Origin of the sequence: Dyadobacter chenhuakuii, assembly GCF_023821985.2 — a bacterium.
In the GTDB taxonomy this organism is placed as follows: domain Bacteria; phylum Bacteroidota; class Bacteroidia; order Cytophagales; family Spirosomataceae; genus Dyadobacter; species Dyadobacter chenhuakuii.
Genome location: NZ_CP098805.1, coordinates 5,945,975 through 5,969,326 on the forward strand (window position 1 = coordinate 5,945,975; position 23,352 = coordinate 5,969,326).

The following is a 23,352-nucleotide window of genomic DNA, read 5'->3' on the forward strand; positions in this document are numbered from 1 at the left end:
TGCAATTAACCTTTACAGAAACCATGAAAAAATTCGCATCCCTACTCTCGCTGCTGATACTATTTTCCCTCTCAGCATTTGCACAAGACCCAACCGGCCGGATCACCGGCGTGGTGAAAGACAGTGTTACCAACGAGCCGGTTGTGGGCGCATATGTTGCAGTAAGCAGGAACCTGCCCGATGCGAAACCCGAGTATGTAACGACCGATATAGACGGTAAGTTTTCATTCAGTGGTCTCGCCAAGCAAGCTGCTTACCTGGTGAAGGTTTCCTATCTGAGTTATAAAGATGCTTCCCGCACAGTCACAGTGCAGGATGATACGCAGGATGTCGGCACATTTCAGTTAAGCGAAGCCGTTGCCAATTTGAAGGAAATCAAGGTCGTAGGGCAAGTTACTGCGGTGCAGCAAAAAGGCGACACGACCCAGTTCAATGCTGCTGCCTATAAAACAAACCCTGACGCAACTTCCGAAGACCTCATCCAGAAAATGCCCGGAATAACGGTAGCTAACGGAACGGTAACGGCTAATGGTGAGACAGTTAACAGGGTTTTGGTGGATGGTAAGCCATTTTTTGGGGAAGATGCTGCACTAACATTGAAATCGCTTCCTGCCGAGATCGTCGATAAGATCGAAGTTTTCGACAAACTGAGCGATCAGGCGCAATTCACAGGATTCGACGATGGTAACGGCCAAAAAACCATCAACATCGTCACCAAAGCCGATCGCAAAATGGGCCAGTTTGGTAAGGTTTTCGCTGGGTATGGGCTCGATAACCGTTATCAGGCGGGCGGAAATGTGAGTTTTTTCAAAGGCGATCAGCGTATATCGGTGATTGGGCTGAGCAATAACATTAATATGCAAAACTTTTCAAGCCAGGATCTGATCGGTGTTTCCGGTGGAGGGGGCGGGGGAAGAGGCGGTTCGGGAGGCGGCTCTGCGGGTAATTTCCTGGTTGGTAACCAAAGCGGGATTACCGGAACAAATTCTTTCGGATTGAACTATGCCAACAAGTTTGGGAAAAAAGTGGATGTTACCGGAAGCTATTTTTTCAACCGCACGGGTAACAGCAATTTGCAGAGCATGCAGCAACGCTTCATTTTGCCTGGTGATACGGATTCTACGGATCAGATTTACAATGAAAACAGCCGTACGAACAACACCAACGCAAACCATAGACTTAATTTTAGAATTGAATACAACATTAATAAGAACAACTCGCTGATCGTTACACCGCGATTGAGCTTTCAGGACAACAATTCAGCTAGCACAAAGGCCGGACTTAACACACTGAACGGCCTGCGGATCAACAGCCTGGATAACAGCCAGCGTAATGCAACCAATGCGTACAACTTCAATAATGACGTTTTGTTTCGCCATTCATTTGAAAAGAAGGGCCGGACTCTTTCTGTGAATCTGAACACGCAGCTGAATGATCGCAACGGACTCGGTAATCTGTATTCCAAAACCATGTTTTTCGACAGTCTGGGCCTGGCGGCAAGAGGGGATACACTGGATCAGGAAAGTTATACCTATTCCAACGGCCTGACATTAGGCGGAAACCTGATCTACACCGAGCCTATCGGGAAAAACAGCCAGTTACAGTTTAACTACGGTCTGACGGTGAGCAACAGCGATTCGAAAAAAGAAACTTACAACATGAGTTTCGATGAAAACACTTATTCGGATCTTGATTCGCTGCTTTCCAATACATTTGACAATCGTTACGTGACCAACCGGGCAGGAATCGGCTATCGTTATCGCAAAAACAGCTGGTCAGCGAACTTTGGGCTGGATTTCCAAAATACCGGCTTGTACAGTCAGCAATTGGCGCCTGTTAATGCCAAAGTGGATCAGTCATTTACCAATCTGCTGCCCAATTTCATGTTGAGTTACAGATCGAAAACCGGCACGCAGTTCCGTACATTTTTCAGAAGTTCAACAAACCAGCCATCGATTTCCCAGTTGCAGAATGTGATCGATAATAGTAACCCGCTCGCCTTAACCGCTGGAAACCCGGATCTGAAACAGGAATATCGCAACAGTTTTAATATTCGCTATTCGCTGGCCGGCGCAGAGCGTCCGTACAACCTGAATGCAATGGTTTTTGTAACCCAAACCAATAACGCAATTGTAAACTCAACATTGATTGCGCAGGAGCCAACCAAAATCGTCGACGGAATTATTCTGGAACGCGGAGCGAAATTTACAAAGCCTGTGAATGTGGACGGAAGCTGGAATGCACGAACTTTTCTCGCTTATGGAAAGCCAATTGCGCCATTAAAACTGAATGTAAACCTGACTACCGGCTTCAACTATGTGCGTTCCCCTGGCTTGATCAACAACATTTCCAATTACTCCAACACCTACGCGGTTTCGCAGGGTTTAGTTGTCAGCAGCAATGTCAGCGAGAACCTCGATTTCACAGTTTCTTATTCAGGAAACTACAATATGGTCCGCAATACGATCCAGCCGAACTTGAACAATAATTATTATACGCAGGGCATTACCGGACGTGTGAACTGGATTTTTGGAAAAGGGTTTGTCGTGCAAAGTGATGTGAGCAACCAGTCGTACCGGGGTTTGGGAGAAGGTTATAACCGAAACTTCACATTGTGGAATGCCAGCATTGGGAAGAAATTCCTGAAAAACAATGCCGGCGAACTGAAACTAACGGTTTTTGACATCTTGAAACAAAACAACAGCATTACCCGGAACGTAACGGAAACCTACGTGCAGGATGTTACCAATCGCGTTTTGACCCAATATGCAATGCTGACTTTCACTTACACGCTGAGAAACTTCGGAAAAGCGCCGGCTCCGCAAAACAACCGCCGCAGAGATTTTGAAAGCGGTGATATGCCTGGTGGTGGAAGAGGAGGAAGAGGTGGTTTTTGAGCTGGAAAGTGCTTAAATCAAATATCAATGCCAAAAAAGCGCCCGGAACGAAGAGTCGTCCCGGGCGCTTTTATATGTCTTTATTTTCAGAATCTATTTTCTGGACGGAAAAGGAATGATGAGTTTTTCACCTCTTTCGGAGAAATCTCTGGTTCTACCATTCGCTTTCATGATTGCTTCCTTGGTTACGCCATATTTGCCTGCGACTACCCTCAAAACATCGCCCGGGCCCACAGTATGCACGGCCTGAACTTGAATTTTGAGCTTGGTAACGTCCGACTTCAACTCGGGAGTGGAAGCATTCAGTCCCTTTAATGTTTCCGTTTTCAAATTGTAGCGCGATGCAATGCTTGAAAAAGTTTCACCGCCTTTCACTGTATGCGTAATTTGCTCTCCACCAACTGAGGACGCCGAAATCGCAGGCGTCGTTTCTTTTGGAGTCTCTTTCGGTTGGTCTTTCGCTGCCGACGGCTTTTCCGAGGCCGGTGTTTCTAATGCTTCGGCGGGCTCGTCGGTTATCGGCTCGCCTACACTGGGTTCTTCAAGCGTTGAGTCCACAACGACCGAAGTAAGCTCTTCGGAATTCGAGGAACTGTCGGAAATGTATTCATACCCCACGTACAACATTGCTAATACCAAAAGAACCAACACAAACAGGGTAACAATAGGAAGGTTGGACTTTTCGGTCGGACGGACATTTCTTTTCTTCGGGAATTCGTCTTCCATAGCCGGTAATCGAGGTTTTTTGTGGTGCTAATTAATTTTACGAAAATACTAAAGACCTTCTAACTTCCAAGGTGATTTCTCAATTCCTCATTCATGACCGCGACTTTTTCTTTTAGGCCTTCCTTGAATGCATCAAGCCTTTTTCCGACCTCCGGATCGCTCGCTCCGATGATTTGAGCCGCCAGAATTCCAGCGTTTCTCGCCCCATCCAGTGCCACTGTTGCCACCGGCACACCCGAAGGCATTTGTAAGATGGAAAGCACTGAATCCCATCCGTCTATCGAATTGCTGGACAAAACCGGGACGCCGATAACAGGCAGTGAAGTGAGTGAGGCAACCATGCCCGGCAAGTGCGCCGCGCCGCCTGCACCAGCGATAATAACCTGTAACCCGCGACTTCTGGCCGATGACGCGTATTCCAGCATGCGTTCGGGCGTACGGTGTGCCGAGACGATCTCCATTTCGAAAGCGATCCCAAGCTCGGAAAGTGCATCAGCTGCCTGCTGCATGATTTTCCGGTCTGATAAGCTTCCCATTATGATTCCAACCATTACTAAACGAAAGATTACTTACTAATTACTCTGATATTTTTTTTAACAAAATCAACCTTTCTCTTTAAAGACGCGATATCGGCATCCATAATGGTAATATGGCCCATTTTTCTAAATGATTTTGTAATGGCCTTCCAGTAAAGGAACGGGAAAACCTGTTCAGTAGCCAACAATTTCTCCATTCCTTCATAAATCGCCGGACCTTCGTAGCCTTCTTCACCCAGCAAGTTTACCATTGCGGATGGCCCATAAGCTTGCGTGCTGCCCAGCGGTAAGTCCAGAATGGCCCGCCAGTGCTGCTCGTATTGTGAAGTCGCATTGGCGCGGATGGTGTGGTGGCCACTGTTATGCGGCCTTGGCGCCACTTCATTGATCAGGATCTCGCCATCGGCAGTCATAAAAAGCTCCACAGCAAGCAGCCCAACAATCTGGAAAGCTTCTGCCGTTTTTCTGGCAATTTCCTGCGCTTTTTCGTCTATGGATTTTTCAATTTCTGCTGGTGCAAAAAGATATTCAACGAGGTTTAGTTCCGGATGAAAAACCATTTCCACGGTCGGGAATGTTGTGATTTCTCCTTGTACATTCCGCGCCACGATGACGGCCAGTTCCTTCTCAAAGGGCACTGCCTTTTCCAGAAGTCCGGGCTGTTCGAAAGCCTTTTCAATGTCTGCTTCGGAAGTAAGCCGCTGCACCCCGCGGCCATCGTAACCATCTTTTCCCAGCTTATGAAATGCGGGTAAAAAGGATGCGTTTTTATAAACATCCTCCCGGTTTTCTGTTAATATAAAATCGGCAGTTGGGAGGTTATGATCTTTGTAAAACTGCTTTTGGACACGTTTATCCTGGATTTGTCGGATAACAGAGGGTTGCGGGAAGATTTTCTTGCCTTCCTTTTCCAGTGCTTCCAAAGCCTGGACATTCACCTTTTCAATTTCTATTGTAATTACATCCAGGTCTTTGCCGAAGTTATAAACCGTGTCATAATCCTGTAACGAGCCTTGCTGAAAGTGAGGGGCAATTTGTTTGCATGGGGCCTCTGCGTCGGGATCGAGGACGTGAATGTCCAGATTCCAGTCCACAGCGGCTTGTAAAAGCATAAGTCCTAGTTGGCCGCCGCCAAGAATTCCTATTCGCGATGAAAGCATTTAATGTTCCGGTAGTGTCACACAAAATTGGTGTAAAAACCGCTAACATAAAACTGAACCGAAATCTTTTGACAAGAATTATGCTTTGGTTTAAGCAATCATTTCAATAACCGGATCAAGGCTACCTCTACTAAGAGGAAGAAAAGGGCTCCGTAGAGGAAATATTTCCAGAGGTTGGTTCCCATGTTTTGTTGCTGGAAGGCTGTGGAGAATGCGTCGTCGTCGATGCGGTCGAAAATCTGGACGTTTTTTTGTCCGGCGAAAATTGTTCTGAGCTCATCGGGAGAATAGTATTGCAGTTTTGACTCTGCATTGTTGTGGTTCAATGCGATGATCTGTTCTACTTTGTTGTCTTTTACTAATTCAAAATATCCCGCATCCAATCCCTCTCCAAGCTGATCGCCCTGGGGGATTTCAAGTAAAAGCTGATTTCCTGCGATCCGCTGCACAGGAATGACTTCTTTCTGGTTTCTTCTCAATTTATAAACCGTATTTGGCTGCGCTTTCTCAACATTTAATGTTATCGGATTCTCATCAAACTTGAAAGATGTACGCTGTGCGCGGACGCTTGATGCAGCGATTTTATACATGATAGGCACAAAAATGGCGTGCTGCGCAATGTTGCCGTATTCCGGATTTAAGGGTGCAGCAAAGAGGTAAGCCTTGCCCGTACCGGAAGTAACCTGGTTCAGATACGTCTGTCCGTTGCGCAATGCCAGCACCATTTGCCCTGCATTGGCCCAGCTCCACACAGGCGAAGCGGAGGGTAGATTAAGGTTCAGTTCCTGCCGGACGGATTCTTCAAAAACATCGCTGAAAAACGGATTGTTACGATCGGGCGCTGCCAGGGCAACCGGTGCAGGTTGCGCATTCTGGGGGCCGGACAAACCATTAATGCCGATCCGCGACAAAAAGCCGCTGTAACTTTCAGTATTAGGTGCGGCGGGAGGGATTATTGTAACACTTCCGCCATTTCGGATGAGCTCCTGCAGATCCTGGGGTAGGGAACCGGATAATGAGGTAACACCTTCTAAAACAACAAGATCTGTATTTTTGATTAATCCCGGATCAACATTACTGGCGCTGTAACTCTGCAAAGAAAAGAGGCTGTCGTTGGCGTAGACGTTTTCAATGTAGTTACCAGCAGACTTCTGCCCGTAAATGTGCAGGACGCGGATCAACGGCGAAGCATTGAGCACGAAATAATAGTTGTTATCAAATGTAACCGGGAAATCGTCAAATGTGATCTGCCCTTTTTTATAGCCTTTTCCTTTTAGGTTAAAATTGAATTTGGCGGTTGCGCTGCCGTTGGCAGGAACATTTACGGACGCCGTAGAAGCCTGCATATTATCCAGACTCAGCTTCAAAACAACATTGCGGGCCGCTTCTGATCCGGAATTGCTGACCTTAACGAAGAGAATGTTGTTCTGCAACTCGCGGATAAAAGGCGTGTTAAGCCAGGCAGAATCTACGAAAACATTCTTCTCCGCCGCAGCCTGAACAGGCACCAGAAACAGCTGATTTGTCGTATCGGCTTTCAATCCTGAAAGATTTCCGGAAGTGCTTTTTTGAAAGTCAGAAAACCAGAAAAGCTGATTTTTGCCCGCCTGCTGATGCCGGGACATGAGGTTTTCCTGGCGCTTATAAACCTGCTCAAATGTGCGTGGTGTATTGGATAACCCGATGGTTGTCAGCCTGTCGCGTAATTTTTCGGACGCGTATAAGCCTTGTTCCTGGGCTGAAAAATCGTTGGTAACCAATTGGAGAGAAGTCGCGTTCCTGAAAAGCCCCAGTAACTCGCTTAACCGCGCGGTGGCAATGTCCAGATAGCGTTTGTTATTAAGCTCGCTTTCCATGCTTAGCGAATTGTCGAGATAGAGACTGGTAATGCCTTTGCGGTCTACCGAAAGATTGTTTTGAGCAGGCAGAAACGGCTGGGCAAATGCCAGCGCAAGGCATATGATCGCCAAAATCCGCGCCGCAAGCACCAGCCAATGCTTCACCTGTCTTACCGAACGCGTTTTTGTATCTACTGCCTTTAAAAAGGCGACATTGGTAAAATAGACCTTTTTTGTACGACGGAAATTGAAAATATGAATCGCAATTGGAACCGAAACAGCCAGAAGACCCCACAAAAATGATGGAAAAAGGAAACCCATTTAGTTATGAATATTTTCGTGTTTCATGTTCAACGCAGTTAAGAAAGACAAATTACACTAAAATCTCATAACAGTTTTTTATTTCAATGGCATTCTGATATGTCGACTCCTTTTTTTCTAACTTTGCACTTCATTTTCCGATAGCATGGCGACATGCCGGGAATCCAAGAATATGTTAATTTAAACTGAATTATGGCCAAAGTTTCGGTGAATAAACACCAACCTGTGTATCAAATGCCGACGAACCCTGCGGCGGTCCGTACAAAAAGATACGCTTTACCAACGAAGAAATACATTGCCCTTGCCATGCGTCATTTTTTCAAAACGCAGCTGAAATGGGGATTAATACCACTCGCGCTTATCCTGATCAACGCCATTTTAAACCTTACCGGGGTGTATCCTAACTTGTGGATTTACATTACCGTGTTTGTGGGGGCACTTCTTTACGTGCTTTTCTGGCTGGTGCAGTTTACAGGCATTACGCAGCTTGCGCAATACAAACCCATGTTCGAAAAATTCTCCTACGAGATTGATAATCGTCAGATACTGATGAAGTTAAACCAGAAGGAGGGAAGTGTTATGAAATGGGAGCAGATTATGGACGCTTATAAGGATAAGGAAGCCTACGTGCTGGTGATTTCAAAAGGACAGTTTGTATATCTTCCTTTCAGCATTTTTACTTCTGAGCACGACATTAAAGTTTTCGAGCGAATTATGAAGCAGAAAGAATTTTTGAAAGCATAATAATTGGAGCATAATAATTGGAGCATAAAAAAATCCCGGTCTGAACAGATCGGGATTTTTTTATGCTATTTCAATTGCGCTTGCTGATGGTCTTTTCCGAACTTCTTTTCTCCGGCCGTGATCGCAATCGGCAAATGATTAGGCGCGGGCGGAATCGGGCAGTTGTAGCCGTCACTGTACGCGCAATAGGGATTGTATGCCTTATTAAAGTCCAGCACCAGTTGGCCGTCTTTTATGTCTGTGGTTTTAAGATCGAGATAGCGGCCGCCGCCATAGGATTCGTCGCCATTTGTTTTGTCTTTAAAAGGTATGAAAAGATAGTCTTTGTATTTCGCGAGCTGCTGCAAGCTCAGGCTTCTGTAAACTGTTAATGTCTGCTTTCTGCCGTTAATCCGAAATTTCACCTTTCCATATTTTACGTACGTTTTATTGACTCCGCTGTAAGTAGGCATTTCGAAAGATTGCCCACGGCTCTTTTCGAATTTTGCGATAACCCTATACGACGAATCGGGTTCGTAAAATTGCAAAAACGGTAGATCAGCTTCTTTGAGGGGAGAGTTTGCCGAACTCAGAAATTCGTCTTTATACTTCTTTCTGAACTTGTCAGTCTCCTTCTTGAAATCCTGGGCAGTTGCCAGCGAAACTGTAATCAGCAGTAACCCGAGTGTGTTTAAAACGCTTTTCATACTTAGTAAAAGTAAATCCGGTAAAAAATTACCGGATTTTATAAAAAAATATCCAGAATGCCTACACAACTAAAATACTGTGCCTATTTCGCTGAGATCTTCCGAACTTTTGAATCATCAATGTTAAATGCTTTCACAACAGCATTGTAGTCATTGAAATCCACTGCGGCATTTCTGCGTTGGACAAAATCGGCTGGAATGATAATCACCCGGAATTCCTGATCTCTTGTATACCTGGCAGGCACTGTGGCAAGGTTAGCGGTTCCGTCCAGGAAAATGGAAAAATCCTGCACAGTGCGGTCAAAGTTGTAAGTAAGGATGCCTTGGTCCAGGAATGCGGTCTGTGGCAATGGTCTGTATGCTGTGAGTGGCTGGCCGTTCACATTTTCACTTCCCCAGTTGATGTACACCAATACTGCGTCTGATTCCAGCACCTCAAAGCCCAGTTTTGCGGCTGCGAAAGTGAGGCCAAACTGATAATCTTCTGCGGCTACAAAATTCACATCTGTAAGGTCAAATGTTTTTCCGAGTGCTTCCACATCCGGCCCCGGAGGTCCTTGTGGGCCTTCCGGACCTTCGCAGCTTTGAAACAGAACAGCTACAATCAGTAGGAGAGGCATTATTATCTTTTTCATGATTGAATAGATTAAGTTGAATTATGGTTTGTAATTTGGTTTTAGATTGCTGCGCAATAATAAAGTTTAATGCCCGATTCGCCATTAACATTCCTTAACTAAAACAGTAGCCTCCGGCCGGGAATGCGCATAGTCTGGAACAGGCAAAAGTGCCCATTTATTGCACAGGATATAAATTTAATAATTTGCGTAAATCGCCGATGCTTGTTACTTTTCGATGAAACGATCCTGCAACAAGGGATTTTAATTTAAACTTTTAAACACATTCAAGATGATCAACCGTAAAGCAACAGCCGTTTGGAAAGGAACTGGAAAAGAAGGAACCGGAACCGTAAGTACACAAAGCACTGTATTGGAAAACACGCAATATTCATTCAACACCCGTTTTGCTGAGGGTAAAGGAACGAATCCTGAGGAGTTGATCGCAGCTGCTCACGCGAGCTGTTTTGCCATGAAACTTAGCTTTGAGCTTAATGCAGCAGGTTTTACAGCCGATGAGCTGAATGCCACTGCAACTGTAACATTGGATCCGGCGAAAGGACAGGTTACAAAAAGCGCAATCGAATTGAAGGCGAAAGTGCCGAGCGTTTCCGCAGATGAGTTTGCGCAAATTGCGGATAAAGCGAAAAAAGAATGCCCGATTTCACAGTTGCTGAATGCAGAAATTACATTGAACGCAGAATTGCTTTCATAAGCAAAAGACGCGTTTTTGAGTTATCGGGCCATACGCAATGAGCGCCCGGTAACTCATTACCCATTCCACTCGATAAAAAGATCGCTTGCAATCCGGTCCGCAAAAAGCTTCCCCGAATCCGTCAGATACCAGTTGTCTGCATCTTCCCTGATCCAGTTTTTCTTCGTCATCTGTTGCAAATCGGCTGAATGGATCGATGCGAAAGTGCTGCCCGATAACAACTCCAATTTTTCCTTATTTACGCCCCACTTCGTTCGCAGGCCTGTAAGCAAATATTCATTCGTCTGATCTGCCGGCGATAACGTTTCCACCGTTGTGGGAATGATCTGTTTTTGAATGGCCTCGACATAGCGCGCGTTATTTGAAACATTATACTCACGGCTTGCACCATTATAGGAATGCGCACTCGGGCCAACGCCTAAATACGGCCTTTGCTTCCAATAGGAGCTGTTATGCATGCTATAATGTCCGTTCCGGGCAAAATTCGAGATCTCGTACTGCTCATATCTGTTTTCTGCCAGGTTTTTTACAAGAAGTTCAAATTGCTGCGCTGCATATTCTTCGTCTATGGGCTTGATTTTCTTCTTTTTAAGCCAGCTTCCAAATGCTGTCTGCGGCTCGATAGTAAGGCAATAAGCTGAAATATGGGCAATGTCCATTGCAAATGCTTTTTGCATATCCTGCATCAGAATGCTGTGATCCGGTGAGGGAATTGCATAGATCAGATCGATGGAAATGTTCGTAATGCCAATTTCCTGCGCAGTTCTGACGCATATTTCACCTTCATTAGCAGAATGTATCCTGTTCAGGAATTGAAGATGGGGCTCGTGGAAAGATTGTATGCCAATGCTTAGCCTATTGATTCCCGCATTGTAAAATTGCTGCAACTTCTCCCGCTGCAAATCGTCCGGATTGGCTTCTAATGTTATCTCAGCACGGGGAGAAACCGTAAAATGCTGATTGATTGTGTTGAGCAACAAATGCAGCTCCGCCTCGTCCAGCATCGAAGGCGTTCCTCCGCCGAAATAAATGGTTTCAATATCCGCTTTGGGCAGATAATCTTTTCTAAGAATGATTTCATTTGCTATGGCTTCCACCACAGCCCGTTTGTTGGCGGTGTTGGTGCTGAAATGGAAGTCACAGTAATGGCAAGCTTGTCTGCAAAAAGGAATATGAAGGTATAAATGCATTATTTGGAATTTTTCTGCCACTCCCAGCCGATCTTCACACCAGCCCATAAATTGTCTTTTGGCGCACTGTTATAATAGCGGTTGCCAAATGCATTCAGGTCATAACCGAGGCTGTAAATGCCTGCATTCACTTTTTCTGCGGAGGCTGAGAGCTCGCTGTAAAAATGCTGACCCCAGCTTTTCTTCCAGCTTACGCGCGCAATCCATTGATTGTAAGGTGTGTTTTCAACCGTGTTGGCATCGTTCAGGTAAAACGAACTTCCGTGCTGATAAGTTACAAATGCGGCAAAGCCATATCTGAAAAGGGCATCCAGACCAGATGTTTGTGAGAATTTTGGAATTCCCGGGATTCTCTTGCCTGTCAGATCCACATCAGCTTGCTGGAAATCTTCAAATGTGTATTTTGTTGCCGTGCCGGTGTTCCATAATTTAAGCATTACCGGCAGTTTTGGGTCAGATAGGATGTCATAAGCGACAGTCCATTCTACTCCCTTCTGACGGGTTTTTCCTGCATTGATAAAGAATTCAGCGCCCGCTTCATTGGTCCTGCGAACAATGGTTTCACGTAATCCGAAATGATACAGACTGATTTCCCCGGTGATCACTTTCCCGGTTTTCCTGATCCCAAATTCGGTGTTCATCCCTTTCTCAGCCTCCAGATCCCGGCGGAAGCCACCTGCCGATGGGCGCACTTCCTGCAATGTGGGTGGCGAGTAACCACCGCTATACGATGCCACAACCGCCCAGTTTTTGGCTATCACTTTGTTTGCCGCAAATCTCGGGACGAAAATGCCGTCAAACTTACGTCCCTCCTTGCTGTATGGAAGGGCGAAAAACCTTTCGTATTTGTATTTAAATGTGTTGTAACTCGCGCCGGCGCTTAATGTAAGGTCGGTAAAGAGCACCGCTTCCAGCTGGCTGAAAACAGAAAGGCTGCTTGTCCTGATGTCCTCCACTGTTTGCTGCTTGTCCGGTCTGCCGCCAATGTTGTCATAATTGCGCTGTGCAGATTTGCCATACTGCCATTCAAATCCTGAGGTCCAGCTCGTTTTTACATTGCCGATCTGAGAGCGGTTTTGCCAGATATTCCTTCCGCCGATTCCATTCTCATCGCGTTTTTCATAATTTGAAATAAATGGATTGGCAAAGTCTGTGAACGTCAGATATAATGCATTGGATTGTGTCCAGCTGTCGGAAAGCTGTAATGCATAGTTTCCGCCGATCAAGGCGAGCTTCGTGTAAATAGCAGCCTGCTGCGCCTCGCTCCCCGGCACCGTCGGGGTAGATTGTCTGGCCAGTTTCGGGTTACTCTGGTATTGTGCAAGATTAATGCCGCCCGGGGTTTCATATTTCAGGTCGGAAAACATTCCGAGGATCGATAATGTGCTGCGTTCGCCTAATCGTGAAGAAGAAGTAAAACGGAGCGCATCCCGCACCATATTGCTGTGGTTGCGATATCCATCTTGCTCGCTATGACCATATTGTACTGAAATGTCGCCCACCTGAATGGTTGAATTTCTGCTTTGAAAACCATATTTACCAAAACTTACGCTTTGCTCAATGCGGTTGGTGAAATCATTGTCTGTCTGACTTTGCAACAACACTACGCCGCCCGTCCCGGCCCCGTAAATGCTGCTTCCTGGTCCTTTAATGATCTCCATATTCTGTACAGCACCATAATCCAGCGAGTTAAGCGGTGTATTCCCGCTAGCATCTGTGAAAGGGATTCCGTTCCAATAAAATTTCACATTACGCACCCCAAATGGCGACCGGATCAGGCTCCCGCGAACCGAAAAACGGTAACTTCCGGGTGAGCGTTCCTCCATTTTGACACCGGGAACCGTGTTAACCGCATTTGCCCACGTATAAGTCGAGAATCTTTCCAGCGACCGGGATGTGATCATCCCCACAGTTGCGGTGGTCGTTAACGGATTTGTTTTGGATTCAAATGCATTGACGGTCACTTCTTCCAGCTGCCGCGCGTTCAGCGAATCGCTTTGCGCAACGGACTTTCCCGGATTAGTAAAAATAAGAGTCGAAAATAAAAGGCTGGGAATATAAAATTGGCGCATGTTGAGTTGAAAGGCTATCAATAAAATACAAATCTGATTATTAAAAGGAATACTAGCAAGCGTTATACCAACCTTAACCTTTTGAAGAAACACAAGGTTCTTGCCAAACGGTTAGGACTGTGAGCATAAAATTCTACAACCCATAGGCTCAATCGCGTATAGTGGTCTGGTAAGATTTTTGATATGTAATTTTTGGAATGGACGATCATTCTTTTTTCAAATAATTTAAAACACCCAATTATGAAAAAGATCACCTTAATGGTTGCTGCAATGATGACCATGGGCATGCTGAGCCTAACCAGCTGTTCCGAAAAAACAAAAGACTCTGCTAACGAGACCGTTGAAGAGGCAAAAGAAGATATGGATGATAATGTAGCTGAAGCAAAATCGGATATCAAAGAAGCAGGCGATGATTTCGAGGCGAAAGTGAAAGAGGATAAAGAATCGTTGAAAGCAGATATAGATGAGGCTGTTGCGAAATTAGACAAGAAGATAGAAGACGCGGACGCTAAAATGGAAAAAGCCACTGACAAGGAAAAAGCGAAGTGGAGAGACCGCAAGAAAGAACTAAACGAAGAAAAAGAGGATTTGCAAGCTTCCTGGAAAGATGCTCAGAACGAAACTGCTGACAAATGGGATGCATTTAAAGCAGAAACAAAAGAAAAAATCGCAAAAGCGAAAGCCGATATTAGGGATTAATTGTTTTTATGAGGGTTACGAATTACAAAAATGCTCCCGGTGAGGAGCATTTTTGTTTATAGGGAATTCATTTTCTGGGAAGATGGATTTCCGTCATCATACAGCGCGCAGAACCTCCGCCGTTGCCCTCAATTACACCAAGGTCAGTATGCAAAATACGTGCATAGTCACTCAATGCCTGCCGCTGGTGGCTGGTAAGCGAATCGTAGGCTTGCGTGGACATAATCAAAAACTTGTCTTGCTTGGTATTGCGCACCATAAGCATGTTCCCTGCAAAATGACGCACCTGGTCAAATGATATTTCGATGATGTATTTTTTTGTTTCTTCAAGCGCAGCCCGTACCATCTGCCTCTCGTCCGGATTTTTGATGGCTTCCAGGCAAACCACCGCAAACACATCACCTACGCACATGATCACATTGGTGTGATACACAGGCTTATCATTTTCATCCGAAGCCGAAAATGCAACAATTTCGTATCCTAATGCATCCGCAAAGGCCTCCAAAACCTCTGGATGCGTGCGAGGCGACAGACAGGCATAAGCAATTTTATAACGGCGGTCCAGCACCATGCTGCCAGTCCCTTCGAGAAATTTTCCCTGCTCTTCGAAATAGGAAAGGTCTACGATTTCTTCAATTTTAAAATCTTCCCTCAATCGCTCGATAATGTCCAGTCTGCGTTCCGCCCGGCGGTTTTCGGCCATCATTGGATACAGGACCACTTTTCCGCTTTGGTGAAAAGACACCCAGTTGTTGGAAAAAACAGCGTCTGGCCTCAGAATGTCCTCATTATCATCAAAAATATGGAGATCGATGCCCGCTTTTTTAAGCTGATCGATCATCAGGTCGAATTCTTCCTTTGCCAGGTCGCCGGCGGTTTCCTGTGTGTTTTGCGCAAATGCTTTTTGCTGAAACTCGTTGCTTTCCGCAGTTTCTGCATTAAAGCCAAATTGAACCGGCCTGATCATCATGATCCGGGAGGTCGATTGAGGCTGGATCTGGGCGGATGAAGTGATTACGCGCATAGGAGTGTTGGGAATGAATGTCTACTGCAATTTACAACCGAAACGCCGCGATTACAATATAAAATTTACCGGGCCGCGCTACGCAAAATGGGCATACTCATGCAATGCGAGCCGCCCCGTGCACGTGAAAGTTCAGCGGATGGAAGCGTGATGAAAGTATCTGTCAAGGTGTCCACCGACAGCTCATCGTCTTCCAGCTTTTGTATCAAATCCTTAGCAGTGATCACCTGATAACCGTGCTTCCGGAATGCATCCAGTGTTTTGTCATTTCTGTCGTAACCCACAACAACGCCGTCTTTTAATGCTAACAGATTGCAGGAATCCGTCCATTGCTCTCGCTCGCCGTAAGGGAACTCGTTATCGCCCGAATAAATGAATCTGACAGGTTCCGTAACACCCAGATCATTGACGCTGATTGATGTAAGCAGATCTTCCAGATTTTCTATTTCAGTCGGACTGTGTTCCTGGCCTTTTACAAATTGCAAAATCCTGAATTCCTTATTTGTATCCTGCGGGGCAAAAAAATGAAGCACATCCTGCTTCTTAGCCTCGTCTCCCAGGCGCGCCAACGAACCAAGAAGCACCCAGACATTCTTTTTGACTTGCGTAAAAATCGTGTCAATGTGCATGTAGTCCCTTTTTTTAGGGATTTTGACAATGGTTATTTTCGTGACAACTTCCTTTTCGAACAACAATTTCATTACCTGTTGCGCGGCATAAAGCGAAGTCCGTTCACTGCAACCGATCACCAAATGGTTAGGCGCCACCATCATTACATCGCCGCCTTCGAGCGTGCAGCGGTGGTAATCGCTCGCTTTTTCATCATCCGGCAGCAAAAAATGGCGTTCGTTTTCGGGTATTTCAATGATGCGGCTTTTGATGTCGGCAAACATCGGGTGGTAAAAGAAAACAAACTGCGCCAGTATCGATTCCCTTGTCCTCGCATTTTTAGCAGGTTTGTTCAACAAAATATGATCATTGATCACAATGCCGATGTCCCGCATGAAGATGAGGTTGGGCAGTGGGGCAAAAAGCATTCGTTTATCGGAATAGGAGCCGGAAATGAAAATTTTGGACAGCTCGTGGGGGTCATATTGGTTGAGTTCTTCCTGCGTATGGTAGGAACAACGTTCAATGCCACAAATCGCCGCTGTAAGTTTGACTCGAACTTCACCATTTTCCAGAATTTCCCCCAGCAGTTTTTGAATGTCAACCACACAGTCGGAATTGAAGTATTTTTCGGAACCGGGGATGAAAAAGGAGCGGGTAGGGTCACTGTCAATGTCGGCCAGCCTGCCCTTGATTTTTTCCGGGTCGAGGAAGTAAAGCAGCAGTTTTACATAGTAGTCATATTCGCCCCGCCGCATGGTGTCCAGGTGGACAATATCTTCAAAAAGCCAGTCCTGCGCTTTGCTGGGCACCACTTTGCCAAGGCCGCGGTCGGGGCTGTGGATCAGGAGGCGTTTTAATGTCCCGGTTTCGGAAGCCACGTTGATGGCCGTGCCGGCGATGATTTCTGTATGCATAAATGATTTATTGACGTGTGTTGTTCGCAAAGTAAATGTTTCTTTTCCAATTAAAAACCGGCTTACAGCGTATGTGCTTACAGGCAGGGTTTTAACATTAGAAATATGCAAATCCGGGGAACAAGGCGGTCTTTAAAAAGGTTGTACATTATATGCAGGATATAACTGCACCCAATTACCGCTATTTTCTTTTACGCCCAAAGCGTGTTACTTTTGCGGTAAATTTACCACGAACTGTATTTTAAGTATAAATAAGTTATGCTCTCTATTAATGACTTGCGTGCCTCAATTGAAGGTAAGGAAATATTAAAAGGCATCAACCTGGAAGTTAAGCCAGGTGAAGTGCATGCGATTATGGGGCCTAATGGGTCTGGTAAAAGCACTTTGGCATCTGTTCTGGCTGGAAGAGATGAATATGAAGTTACTGGCGGTTCGGTAGTTTTTGACGGAAAAGATATCCTTGAAATGGCGCCTGAGCACAGAGCTGCAGAAGGTATTTTTCTTGCATTCCAATATCCAGTTGAAATTCCTGGTGTTACCACCATCAATTTCCTGAAAACTGCTGTAAACGAAATCCGTAAATATAGAGGTGAAAGCCCGCTGGACGCTGCACAATTCCTTAAAATGGTGCGTGAAAAGGCGAAATTGGTAAGCATGAACGATTCGTTACTGAAACGTGCTTTGAACGAAGGATTTTCGGGTGGTGAGAAAAAACGCAACGAAATCTTCCAAATGGCCGTGCTTGAACCAAAACTGGCTATCCTCGACGAAACCGATTCTGGTTTGGACATTGATGCATTGCGCATTGTTTCAGAAGGAGTTAATTCATTGCGTTCTCCTGAGCGTGCAACCATTGTGGTTACGCACTATCAGCGTCTTCTGGACTACATTGTTCCTGATTATGTACACGTGCTTTACAGAGGCAGGATTGTGAAATCCGGTCCTAAGGAGCTGGCGCTGGAATTGGAAGAAAAAGGTTACGACTGGATTAAAGCGGAAGTAGAAGCCGTTGGTTAAGAATACATTAGGGATTATACCTGAGCCCTCTTAACATTTAAAGTGACAACTGATACATCAATGAGTACCGAAACAATAGATTTAAAAACCAGGCTGGTCGCGGATTTTCATGCCCGCGAGTCCGTAATGAATGGGGAGGCTTCATCGGCTTTTCACCAGAAAAAACGAGCAGCACTGGCTGAATTTGATAGGTTGGGTTTCCCGACAACAAGAAACGAGGAGTGGAAGTATTCCAATGTAAAGGATCTGATCAGCGTTTCTTATAATTTTAATGCTGGCAGCTCGCTTGAACTGGCTGATCTGGAAGATTTGAAGATTCCGGCACAAGATGCGAACATTATCTATTTTGTAAACGGACATTATAACGCCGAGCTGTCCCGCATCATTTCATCGCAGGATCAGATCATGATCAGTTCACTTTCGGAAGCTTATAAAAGCAATCCTGCTTTGGTCAATTCTTACTTTAATGAGTTGGTAAAAGACCAGGATGATGCTTTTACTGCGCTGAACACGGCTTTTGCGCAGGACGGCATTTTTATCCACATTGCTGATAATAAAGTAGTGGAGCACCCGGTAATCCTGCGCTTCCTGAGTGACGCGAGAACCGAACATGTGGGTAGCCAGCCGAGGAACATTATATCTGTTGGCCGCAATGCACAAGTGAAGCTTGCCGAAGCGTTCCGGACTTTGGGAACGCAGCGCTCTTTCACAAATGCAGTTACAGAAATCTACGTTGCAGAGGACGCGAATGTTGAATATTATAAAGTTCAGAACGAAAGCGATAATGCTTATCATATCGGCACAACGCAGGTTCGGATGCTTGACCGCTCGCACTTTTACGCGGGAACGGTTACGCTCAACGGGCGTTTTACCCGTAACAACCTGAACATTATCCTGGATGGGGAGCGTTGCGATGCGCATATGTACGGTCTATATTTTCCGGACGGGACGCAGCACGTTGATAACCATACAGTTGCAGATCACCGCAAGCCCAATTCTGAAAGCAATGAATTGTATAAAGGGATTTTGAGGGATAAGTCAAAAGGTGTTTTCAACGGAAAGATAATTGTTCGTGAGGATGCACAAAAGACCAATGCTTTTCAATCCTGTAAAAACATTGTCCTGTCGACAGAAGCGACAATGAATACGAAACCGCAGCTTGAAATTTTTGCCGACGACGTAAAATGTTCGCACGGAACCACAACCGGGCAGATTGATGAGGAAGCATTATTTTACATGCGTTCACGCGGCATTTCCAGACCAGAAGCGATGGCGTTGTTAATGTTTGCTTTCTGCGCTGACGTGGTTTCGCAGATCAAAATTGACTCGGTCCGTGAATATCTTGAAAACGTAATTGCTCAGAAACTAGCTTCAAAATAATCGTCTGACATTACTCAGGCTTCATCTTATTGCTACCCAACCTGTCATTATTGGGTTGGGTATTTTTCTTAAATACCTGTCATAATGAGCAACAATCTTGATATAGCATCCATCAGAAGTGACTTTCCGATCCTGAATGAAATCGTGAACGGAAAGCAGCTGGTTTACTTTGATAATGCGGCAACAACGCAGAAACCGCGTCTGGTTTTGGATGCGCTGTCGGGTTACTATGAGCATTATAATGCCAACATTCACAGGGGGATCCATCATTTAGCCGAGAAGGCAACGTCTGCATTTGAGTTGTCGCGCCGCCGCTTGCAGACATTTCTGAACGCACCGCTTCCCGAGGAAATTATCTTTACTTACGGAACCACAGACGGGATCAATCTCGTGGCATCGAGTTACGGCCGCACGTTCCTAAAAGCCGGTGATGAAGTGATCATTTCAACCATGGAACACCATTCCAACATTGTTCCGTGGCAAATGCTATGTGAAGAAAAAGGCTGCATATTAAAGGTCATCCCGATTAATGATGAGGGTGAATTGTTGATGGATGAATATGAGAAATTGCTGACGGAGCGGACGAAATTTGTGTCTGTCGTGCATGTTTCTAATTCGCTGGGGACTATTAATCCTGTCAAGGAGATCATAGCCAAGGCGCATGCTGTTGGCGCGAAAGTGCTGCTGGACGGCGCGCAGGCGAGCTCGCATTTGCATTTGGATGTTCAGGACCTGGATTGCGACTTCTATTCATTATCCCTGCACAAAATCTACGGCCCGACAGGAATGGGGATTTTGTATGGCAAAAAAGAGTTGCTGGATGCCATTCCTCCTTATCGCGGTGGTGGGGAAATGATTAAGGAAGTGACTTTTGAGAAAACAACATATAATGAGCTGCCGTACAAGTTCGAAGCAGGAACGCCTAACATAGCAGACGTTGTGGCCGCGAAGTATGCATTGGATTATGTGGACACATTGGGCAAATCCAACATTGCAGCGCACGAACATAAGCTGCTGGAATACGCAACGGAGGCTGTAAAGGACATTCAAGGACTGAGGATTATCGGTCGGGCAAAGGAGAAAGTGAGTGTGCTTTCGTTCGTAATTGATGGCATTCATCACCAGGATATGGGCGTGTTGCTGGACCAGCAGGGCATAGCAGTTCGCACAGGGCACCATTGCACCCAGCCACTCATGCGCCGCTTCAATATTACCGGAACCACCCGCGCCTCATTTGCTGTTTATAACACGATAGAAGAAATCGATCTTTTGATACAGGGCTTGCACAAAGTGAAAAGAATGCTCGGATAATATTATTAAATTAACCTCCGAATATTAAACCAAACCTATATACACCTATGCCAAATACAGTACAAGAAGCAAAGCGTTATCTGGATAATGCTAAGGAGATTTTAAGAGAGAAAGCGAAGAAAGAGGATGGGTTTTATCAGGATAAAAAGTATGTGAAGTTAGCGGGGCACGCGGCTTATACGGGCGTGTTAGTCGCGTTTGACGGATTGCTCGGAGCCAAAGGGAGAGGAAGAAAGAGTATTGAGTGGTATTTGCAGGAGGTTGGAAAGATGGATAAGAAGGCATTAACATCCTTGCATGCAGCCTATGAGACCTTGCATCTATCAATGGGCTATGATGGAAATCAATCTGCGGATATTTCGGCAGCCGGCTTAAAGCTAGCGGAATCGTTGATAAATTGGGTTGAAATCAGAACTGCTGCTGCGTAATTTTAAAAATACAAATGACCATAAACGAGATACAGGACGAACTAATTTCGGATTTTGAATTGTTTGATGATTGGGAGAGTAAGTACGAGTATATTATAGATCTCGGAAAGCAGTTCCCGCCATTGGAAGAGCAATATAAGACTGAGGATAACATTATCAAGGGCTGCCAATCCCGCGTGTGGCTGAATGCTTACATGGATGGCGATTTGCTGAAATTTGAAGCGGATAGCGATGCGATTATTGTTCGCGGGCTGGTTAGCATGCTTGTGAAAGTTTTGTCAGGACATACGCCGAAGGAAATTGCCAGTGCGGACCTTTATTTCATGGAACGCATTGGATTACACCAGCATCTTGCGCAAACCCGGTCGAATGGCCTGGCGTCAATGTTGAAACAAATGAAGGCTTATGGTGTGGCTTTTCAGGCAAGTTCCTTTAATACAGCCAATTAATTCAGATCAGTAAATTTATAAAAAATGTCAGAGTCAGAATTAAGGGAAGAAGTTGTTAAGGCCATCAAGACTGTGTACGATCCGGAGATTCCGGTGGATGTGTATGAGCTAGGGCTGATTTACGATTTGAAAATCTTCCCTGTCAATAATGTATTTGTTTCCATGACTTTGACGTCGCCTTCATGCCCGTCTGCGGGAACATTGCCAGGGGAAGTAGAACAGAAGATCCGTGAAGTGGAAGGGGTGAATGATGTAAGTCTTGAACTGACATTTGATCCCCCTTATACAACAGAAATGATGTCGGAAGAAGCAAAGCTTGAACTTGGGTTCATGTAGTTTCCGGCTGAGAAGAATATAATTTTTATCATAAACTTTAATTTTTAGAAATATGTATCCACCACAATTAGTGGCTCCGATGAAAGCTGAACTGGTTAATGTAGGTTTTCAGGATTTGACAACGGCTGAGGAAGTTGACAACTTTATGCAAACTACAAAAGGAACAGCTTTGGTTGTGATCAATTCAGTTTGCGGATGTGCGGCTGGGGCTGCCCGTCCCGGTGTAACAGCAGCTTTGTCACGCAGCGAAATTAAGCCTGATCATCTGGCAACCGTTTTTGCAGGGGCTGATCTGGAAGCAGTCGCTAAAATGCGCGAATATACATTGCCATATCCTCCGTCTTCACCGGCAGTAGCGCTTTTCAAAGATGGTGAATTGATTCACTTTGTTGAGCGTCATCACATTGAAGGCCGTTCGGCTGAGATGATTGCACAACATTTGCAAATGGCATTTGAAGAGTTCTGCGCAGAAGAGGCGTAGTCTTTTAAAATATGAATGAATATGCGGCTACTTTCGATTAAATTTGAAAGTAGCCGTCTTTTTTTCGAGATCTTTTTAAGCCTGATTTTATATGCGCGGACATCGTTTTTCAAAATTTATTCCAGCCGAACAAGGCCCAAACAGCAAGTTTGAGCAATTGTTCGACATTTTTCAGCAGTTATTGTTAATGACTTCCGGCGATGTGAGTGAGGCAATGTCATGGCTTAGTGAACTCGACCGCCAATATAATCTGACCAATGATTCCTATGGCATCGGCGATTTCTTCGATGACCTGAAAAAGAAAGGATATATCACGGAAGAGAAGCAGGAGGGTGAGAGTAAGATCATTATGACGCCAAAAGCTGAAAAGAGCATCCGTAAAAGTGCTTTGGACGAGATTTTTGGTAAGTTGAAACGCTCGAAAACAGGCGGAAACCATCACACGCCGCATATGGGCGTAGGCGATGAGCTGAGCAGCGACATTCGCCAATTTCAGTTTGGCGACACGCTGGACCAGATCGCGATGACGGAATCCATCAAAAATGCGCAGGTTAACCATGGCATCGGTGATTTTATGCTGATGGAAAATGACCTGGAAGTGGTGGAACGTGAGCAAAAAACAACCACTGCAACCGTTGTAATGATTGATATCAGTCATTCCATGATCTTGTACGGAGAAGACCGTATCACGCCTGCAAAAAAAGTAGCATTGGCACTCGCCGAGCTCATCAGAAGTAAATATCCGAAGGACTCGCTTGACATTATCGTTTTTGGTAACGATGCGTGGCAGATCCAGATCAAAGATCTGCCTTACCTGGAAGTAGGCCCTTACCATACAAACACAGTGGCGGGTTTGGAGCTTGCTATGGACATTCTGCGCCGGAAAAAAACGCGTAACAAGCAGATTTTCATGATCACGGATGGTAAGCCAACCTGTCTGAAAGAAGGAATCCGTTACTACAAAAATAGCTTCGGCCTCGATCGCAAGATCATTAGCAAAACCCTCACCCTGGCAGCACAATGCAGAAGGCTGGACATTCCCGTGACGACATTCATGATCGCCACGGATCCCTACCTGAAACAATTTGTACAGAATTTCACCCAGGTGAATAATGGGCGTGCCTATTACAGCAACCTGCAAGGCCTGGGCGGATTTGTGCTGGAAGACTTCCAGCGTAACCGCAGAAAAAACGTTAAGTAAT

The 23,352-nt window shown here is 45.4% G+C and carries 22 protein-coding genes; 12 read left to right on the forward strand and 10 right to left on the reverse strand.

The window, feature by feature from the left end; genetic code table 11:
- The first annotated feature begins 23 nt into the window (after window positions 1-23).
- Window positions 24-2,897 carry a TonB-dependent receptor domain-containing protein gene (locus tag NFI80_RS24940; protein WP_235164191.1) on the forward strand — a complete coding sequence of 958 codons (2,874 nt, stop codon included), beginning with the start codon at window positions 24-26 and terminating at the stop codon, window positions 2,895-2,897.
- A 93-nt stretch (window positions 2,898-2,990) separates the two neighbouring features.
- Here the strand turns inward: NFI80_RS24940 and NFI80_RS24945 are convergent, their stop codons facing one another.
- The 4 genes from NFI80_RS24945 to NFI80_RS24960 form a co-directional block, all read right to left on the reverse strand.
- Window positions 2,991-3,623 carry a LysM peptidoglycan-binding domain-containing protein gene (locus tag NFI80_RS24945; RefSeq protein WP_233796931.1) on the reverse strand — a complete coding sequence of 211 codons (633 nt, stop codon included), beginning with the start codon at window positions 3,621-3,623 and terminating at the stop codon, window positions 2,991-2,993.
- A 59-nt stretch (window positions 3,624-3,682) separates the two neighbouring features.
- Window positions 3,683-4,174, reverse strand: a complete 492-nt coding sequence (purE, locus tag NFI80_RS24950; protein ID WP_026631626.1) for a 5-(carboxyamino)imidazole ribonucleotide mutase — start codon at window positions 4,172-4,174, stop codon at window positions 3,683-3,685.
- A gap of 14 nt (window positions 4,175-4,188) precedes the next feature.
- The gene (locus NFI80_RS24955) at window positions 4,189-5,319 is read right to left on the reverse strand and encodes a 5-(carboxyamino)imidazole ribonucleotide synthase (RefSeq protein WP_255703523.1); all 1,131 of its coding nucleotides are present in this window, start codon (window positions 5,317-5,319) and stop codon (window positions 4,189-4,191) included.
- 98 nt (window positions 5,320-5,417) lie between these two features.
- Complete coding sequence (locus NFI80_RS24960) at window positions 5,418-7,478, reverse strand: BatA domain-containing protein (RefSeq protein WP_235164192.1); 2,061 nt, start codon at window positions 7,476-7,478, stop codon at window positions 5,418-5,420.
- Window positions 7,479-7,712: 234 nt separating this feature from the next.
- On the opposite strand from NFI80_RS24960, the gene NFI80_RS24965 reads away from it, so the two are divergent.
- Window positions 7,713-8,222, forward strand: a complete 510-nt coding sequence (locus NFI80_RS24965; RefSeq protein ID WP_233796926.1) for a YcxB family protein — start codon at window positions 7,713-7,715, stop codon at window positions 8,220-8,222.
- Window positions 8,223-8,287: 65 nt separating this feature from the next.
- Here NFI80_RS24965 and NFI80_RS24970 read toward each other — a convergent pair whose 3' ends face one another.
- Window positions 8,288-8,908 (reverse strand): DUF1684 domain-containing protein, encoded by a 621-nt coding sequence (locus NFI80_RS24970; protein WP_235164193.1) that lies wholly within the window; start codon window positions 8,906-8,908, stop codon window positions 8,288-8,290.
- Between the two features lie 83 nt (window positions 8,909-8,991).
- The gene (locus NFI80_RS24975) at window positions 8,992-9,543 is read right to left on the reverse strand and encodes a hypothetical protein (RefSeq protein WP_235164194.1); all 552 of its coding nucleotides are present in this window, start codon (window positions 9,541-9,543) and stop codon (window positions 8,992-8,994) included.
- Window positions 9,544-9,814: 271 nt separating this feature from the next.
- On the opposite strand from NFI80_RS24975, the gene NFI80_RS24980 reads away from it, so the two are divergent.
- Complete coding sequence (locus NFI80_RS24980) at window positions 9,815-10,237, forward strand: OsmC family protein (RefSeq protein WP_233796923.1); 423 nt, start codon at window positions 9,815-9,817, stop codon at window positions 10,235-10,237.
- A 56-nt stretch (window positions 10,238-10,293) separates the two neighbouring features.
- Here NFI80_RS24980 and hemW read toward each other — a convergent pair whose 3' ends face one another.
- The gene (gene hemW, locus NFI80_RS24985; RefSeq protein WP_235164195.1) at window positions 10,294-11,427 is read right to left on the reverse strand and encodes a radical SAM family heme chaperone HemW; all 1,134 of its coding nucleotides are present in this window, start codon (window positions 11,425-11,427) and stop codon (window positions 10,294-10,296) included.
- Window positions 11,427-13,499 (reverse strand): TonB-dependent receptor, encoded by a 2,073-nt coding sequence (locus tag NFI80_RS24990; protein ID WP_235164196.1) that lies wholly within the window; start codon window positions 13,497-13,499, stop codon window positions 11,427-11,429. The genes hemW and NFI80_RS24990 overlap by 1 nt, the downstream gene beginning before the upstream one ends.
- Window positions 13,500-13,739: 240 nt before the next feature.
- Between NFI80_RS24990 and NFI80_RS24995 the strand changes: the two genes are divergently transcribed.
- On the forward strand, window positions 13,740-14,198 hold the full coding sequence (locus NFI80_RS24995) for a hypothetical protein (RefSeq protein WP_235164197.1): 459 nt from the start codon (window positions 13,740-13,742) through the stop codon (window positions 14,196-14,198).
- A gap of 67 nt (window positions 14,199-14,265) precedes the next feature.
- Here NFI80_RS24995 and ctlX read toward each other — a convergent pair whose 3' ends face one another.
- Window positions 14,266-15,222 (reverse strand): citrulline utilization hydrolase CtlX, encoded by a 957-nt coding sequence (gene ctlX, locus NFI80_RS25000; protein ID WP_233796920.1) that lies wholly within the window; start codon window positions 15,220-15,222, stop codon window positions 14,266-14,268.
- Window positions 15,223-15,287: 65 nt separating this feature from the next.
- Window positions 15,288-16,748, reverse strand: a complete 1,461-nt coding sequence (locus tag NFI80_RS25005) for an arginine deiminase family protein (RefSeq protein WP_235164198.1) — start codon at window positions 16,746-16,748, stop codon at window positions 15,288-15,290.
- A 258-nt stretch (window positions 16,749-17,006) separates the two neighbouring features.
- Here NFI80_RS25005 and sufC point away from each other — a divergent pair, with 258 nt between their 5' ends.
- From sufC to NFI80_RS25045, 8 genes are all read left to right on the forward strand, one after another.
- Complete coding sequence (gene sufC / locus NFI80_RS25010) at window positions 17,007-17,765, forward strand: Fe-S cluster assembly ATPase SufC (protein WP_235159535.1); 759 nt, start codon at window positions 17,007-17,009, stop codon at window positions 17,763-17,765.
- 60 nt (window positions 17,766-17,825) lie between these two features.
- Entirely contained in the window at window positions 17,826-19,145 is a 1,320-nt protein-coding gene (gene sufD, locus NFI80_RS25015) for a Fe-S cluster assembly protein SufD (RefSeq protein WP_235164199.1), read from the forward strand.
- 84 nt (window positions 19,146-19,229) lie between these two features.
- On the forward strand, window positions 19,230-20,456 hold the full coding sequence (locus NFI80_RS25020; RefSeq protein ID WP_235164200.1) for a cysteine desulfurase: 1,227 nt from the start codon (window positions 19,230-19,232) through the stop codon (window positions 20,454-20,456).
- A 47-nt stretch (window positions 20,457-20,503) separates the two neighbouring features.
- Window positions 20,504-20,884: a DUF5618 family protein gene (locus NFI80_RS25025; RefSeq protein WP_235164201.1), complete on the forward strand. Its 381-nt coding sequence runs from the start codon at window positions 20,504-20,506 to the stop codon at window positions 20,882-20,884.
- A 14-nt stretch (window positions 20,885-20,898) separates the two neighbouring features.
- Window positions 20,899-21,333 (forward strand): SufE family protein, encoded by a 435-nt coding sequence (locus NFI80_RS25030; RefSeq protein ID WP_233796915.1) that lies wholly within the window; start codon window positions 20,899-20,901, stop codon window positions 21,331-21,333.
- 24 nt (window positions 21,334-21,357) lie between these two features.
- The gene (locus NFI80_RS25035) at window positions 21,358-21,669 is read left to right on the forward strand and encodes an SUF system Fe-S cluster assembly protein (protein WP_026631607.1); all 312 of its coding nucleotides are present in this window, start codon (window positions 21,358-21,360) and stop codon (window positions 21,667-21,669) included.
- A 52-nt stretch (window positions 21,670-21,721) separates the two neighbouring features.
- The gene (locus NFI80_RS25040; protein ID WP_026631606.1) at window positions 21,722-22,150 is read left to right on the forward strand and encodes a BrxA/BrxB family bacilliredoxin; all 429 of its coding nucleotides are present in this window, start codon (window positions 21,722-21,724) and stop codon (window positions 22,148-22,150) included.
- A gap of 91 nt (window positions 22,151-22,241) precedes the next feature.
- The gene (locus NFI80_RS25045; RefSeq protein ID WP_235159538.1) at window positions 22,242-23,351 is read left to right on the forward strand and encodes a vWA domain-containing protein; all 1,110 of its coding nucleotides are present in this window, start codon (window positions 22,242-22,244) and stop codon (window positions 23,349-23,351) included.
- Window position 23,352: the final 1 nt, after the last annotated feature.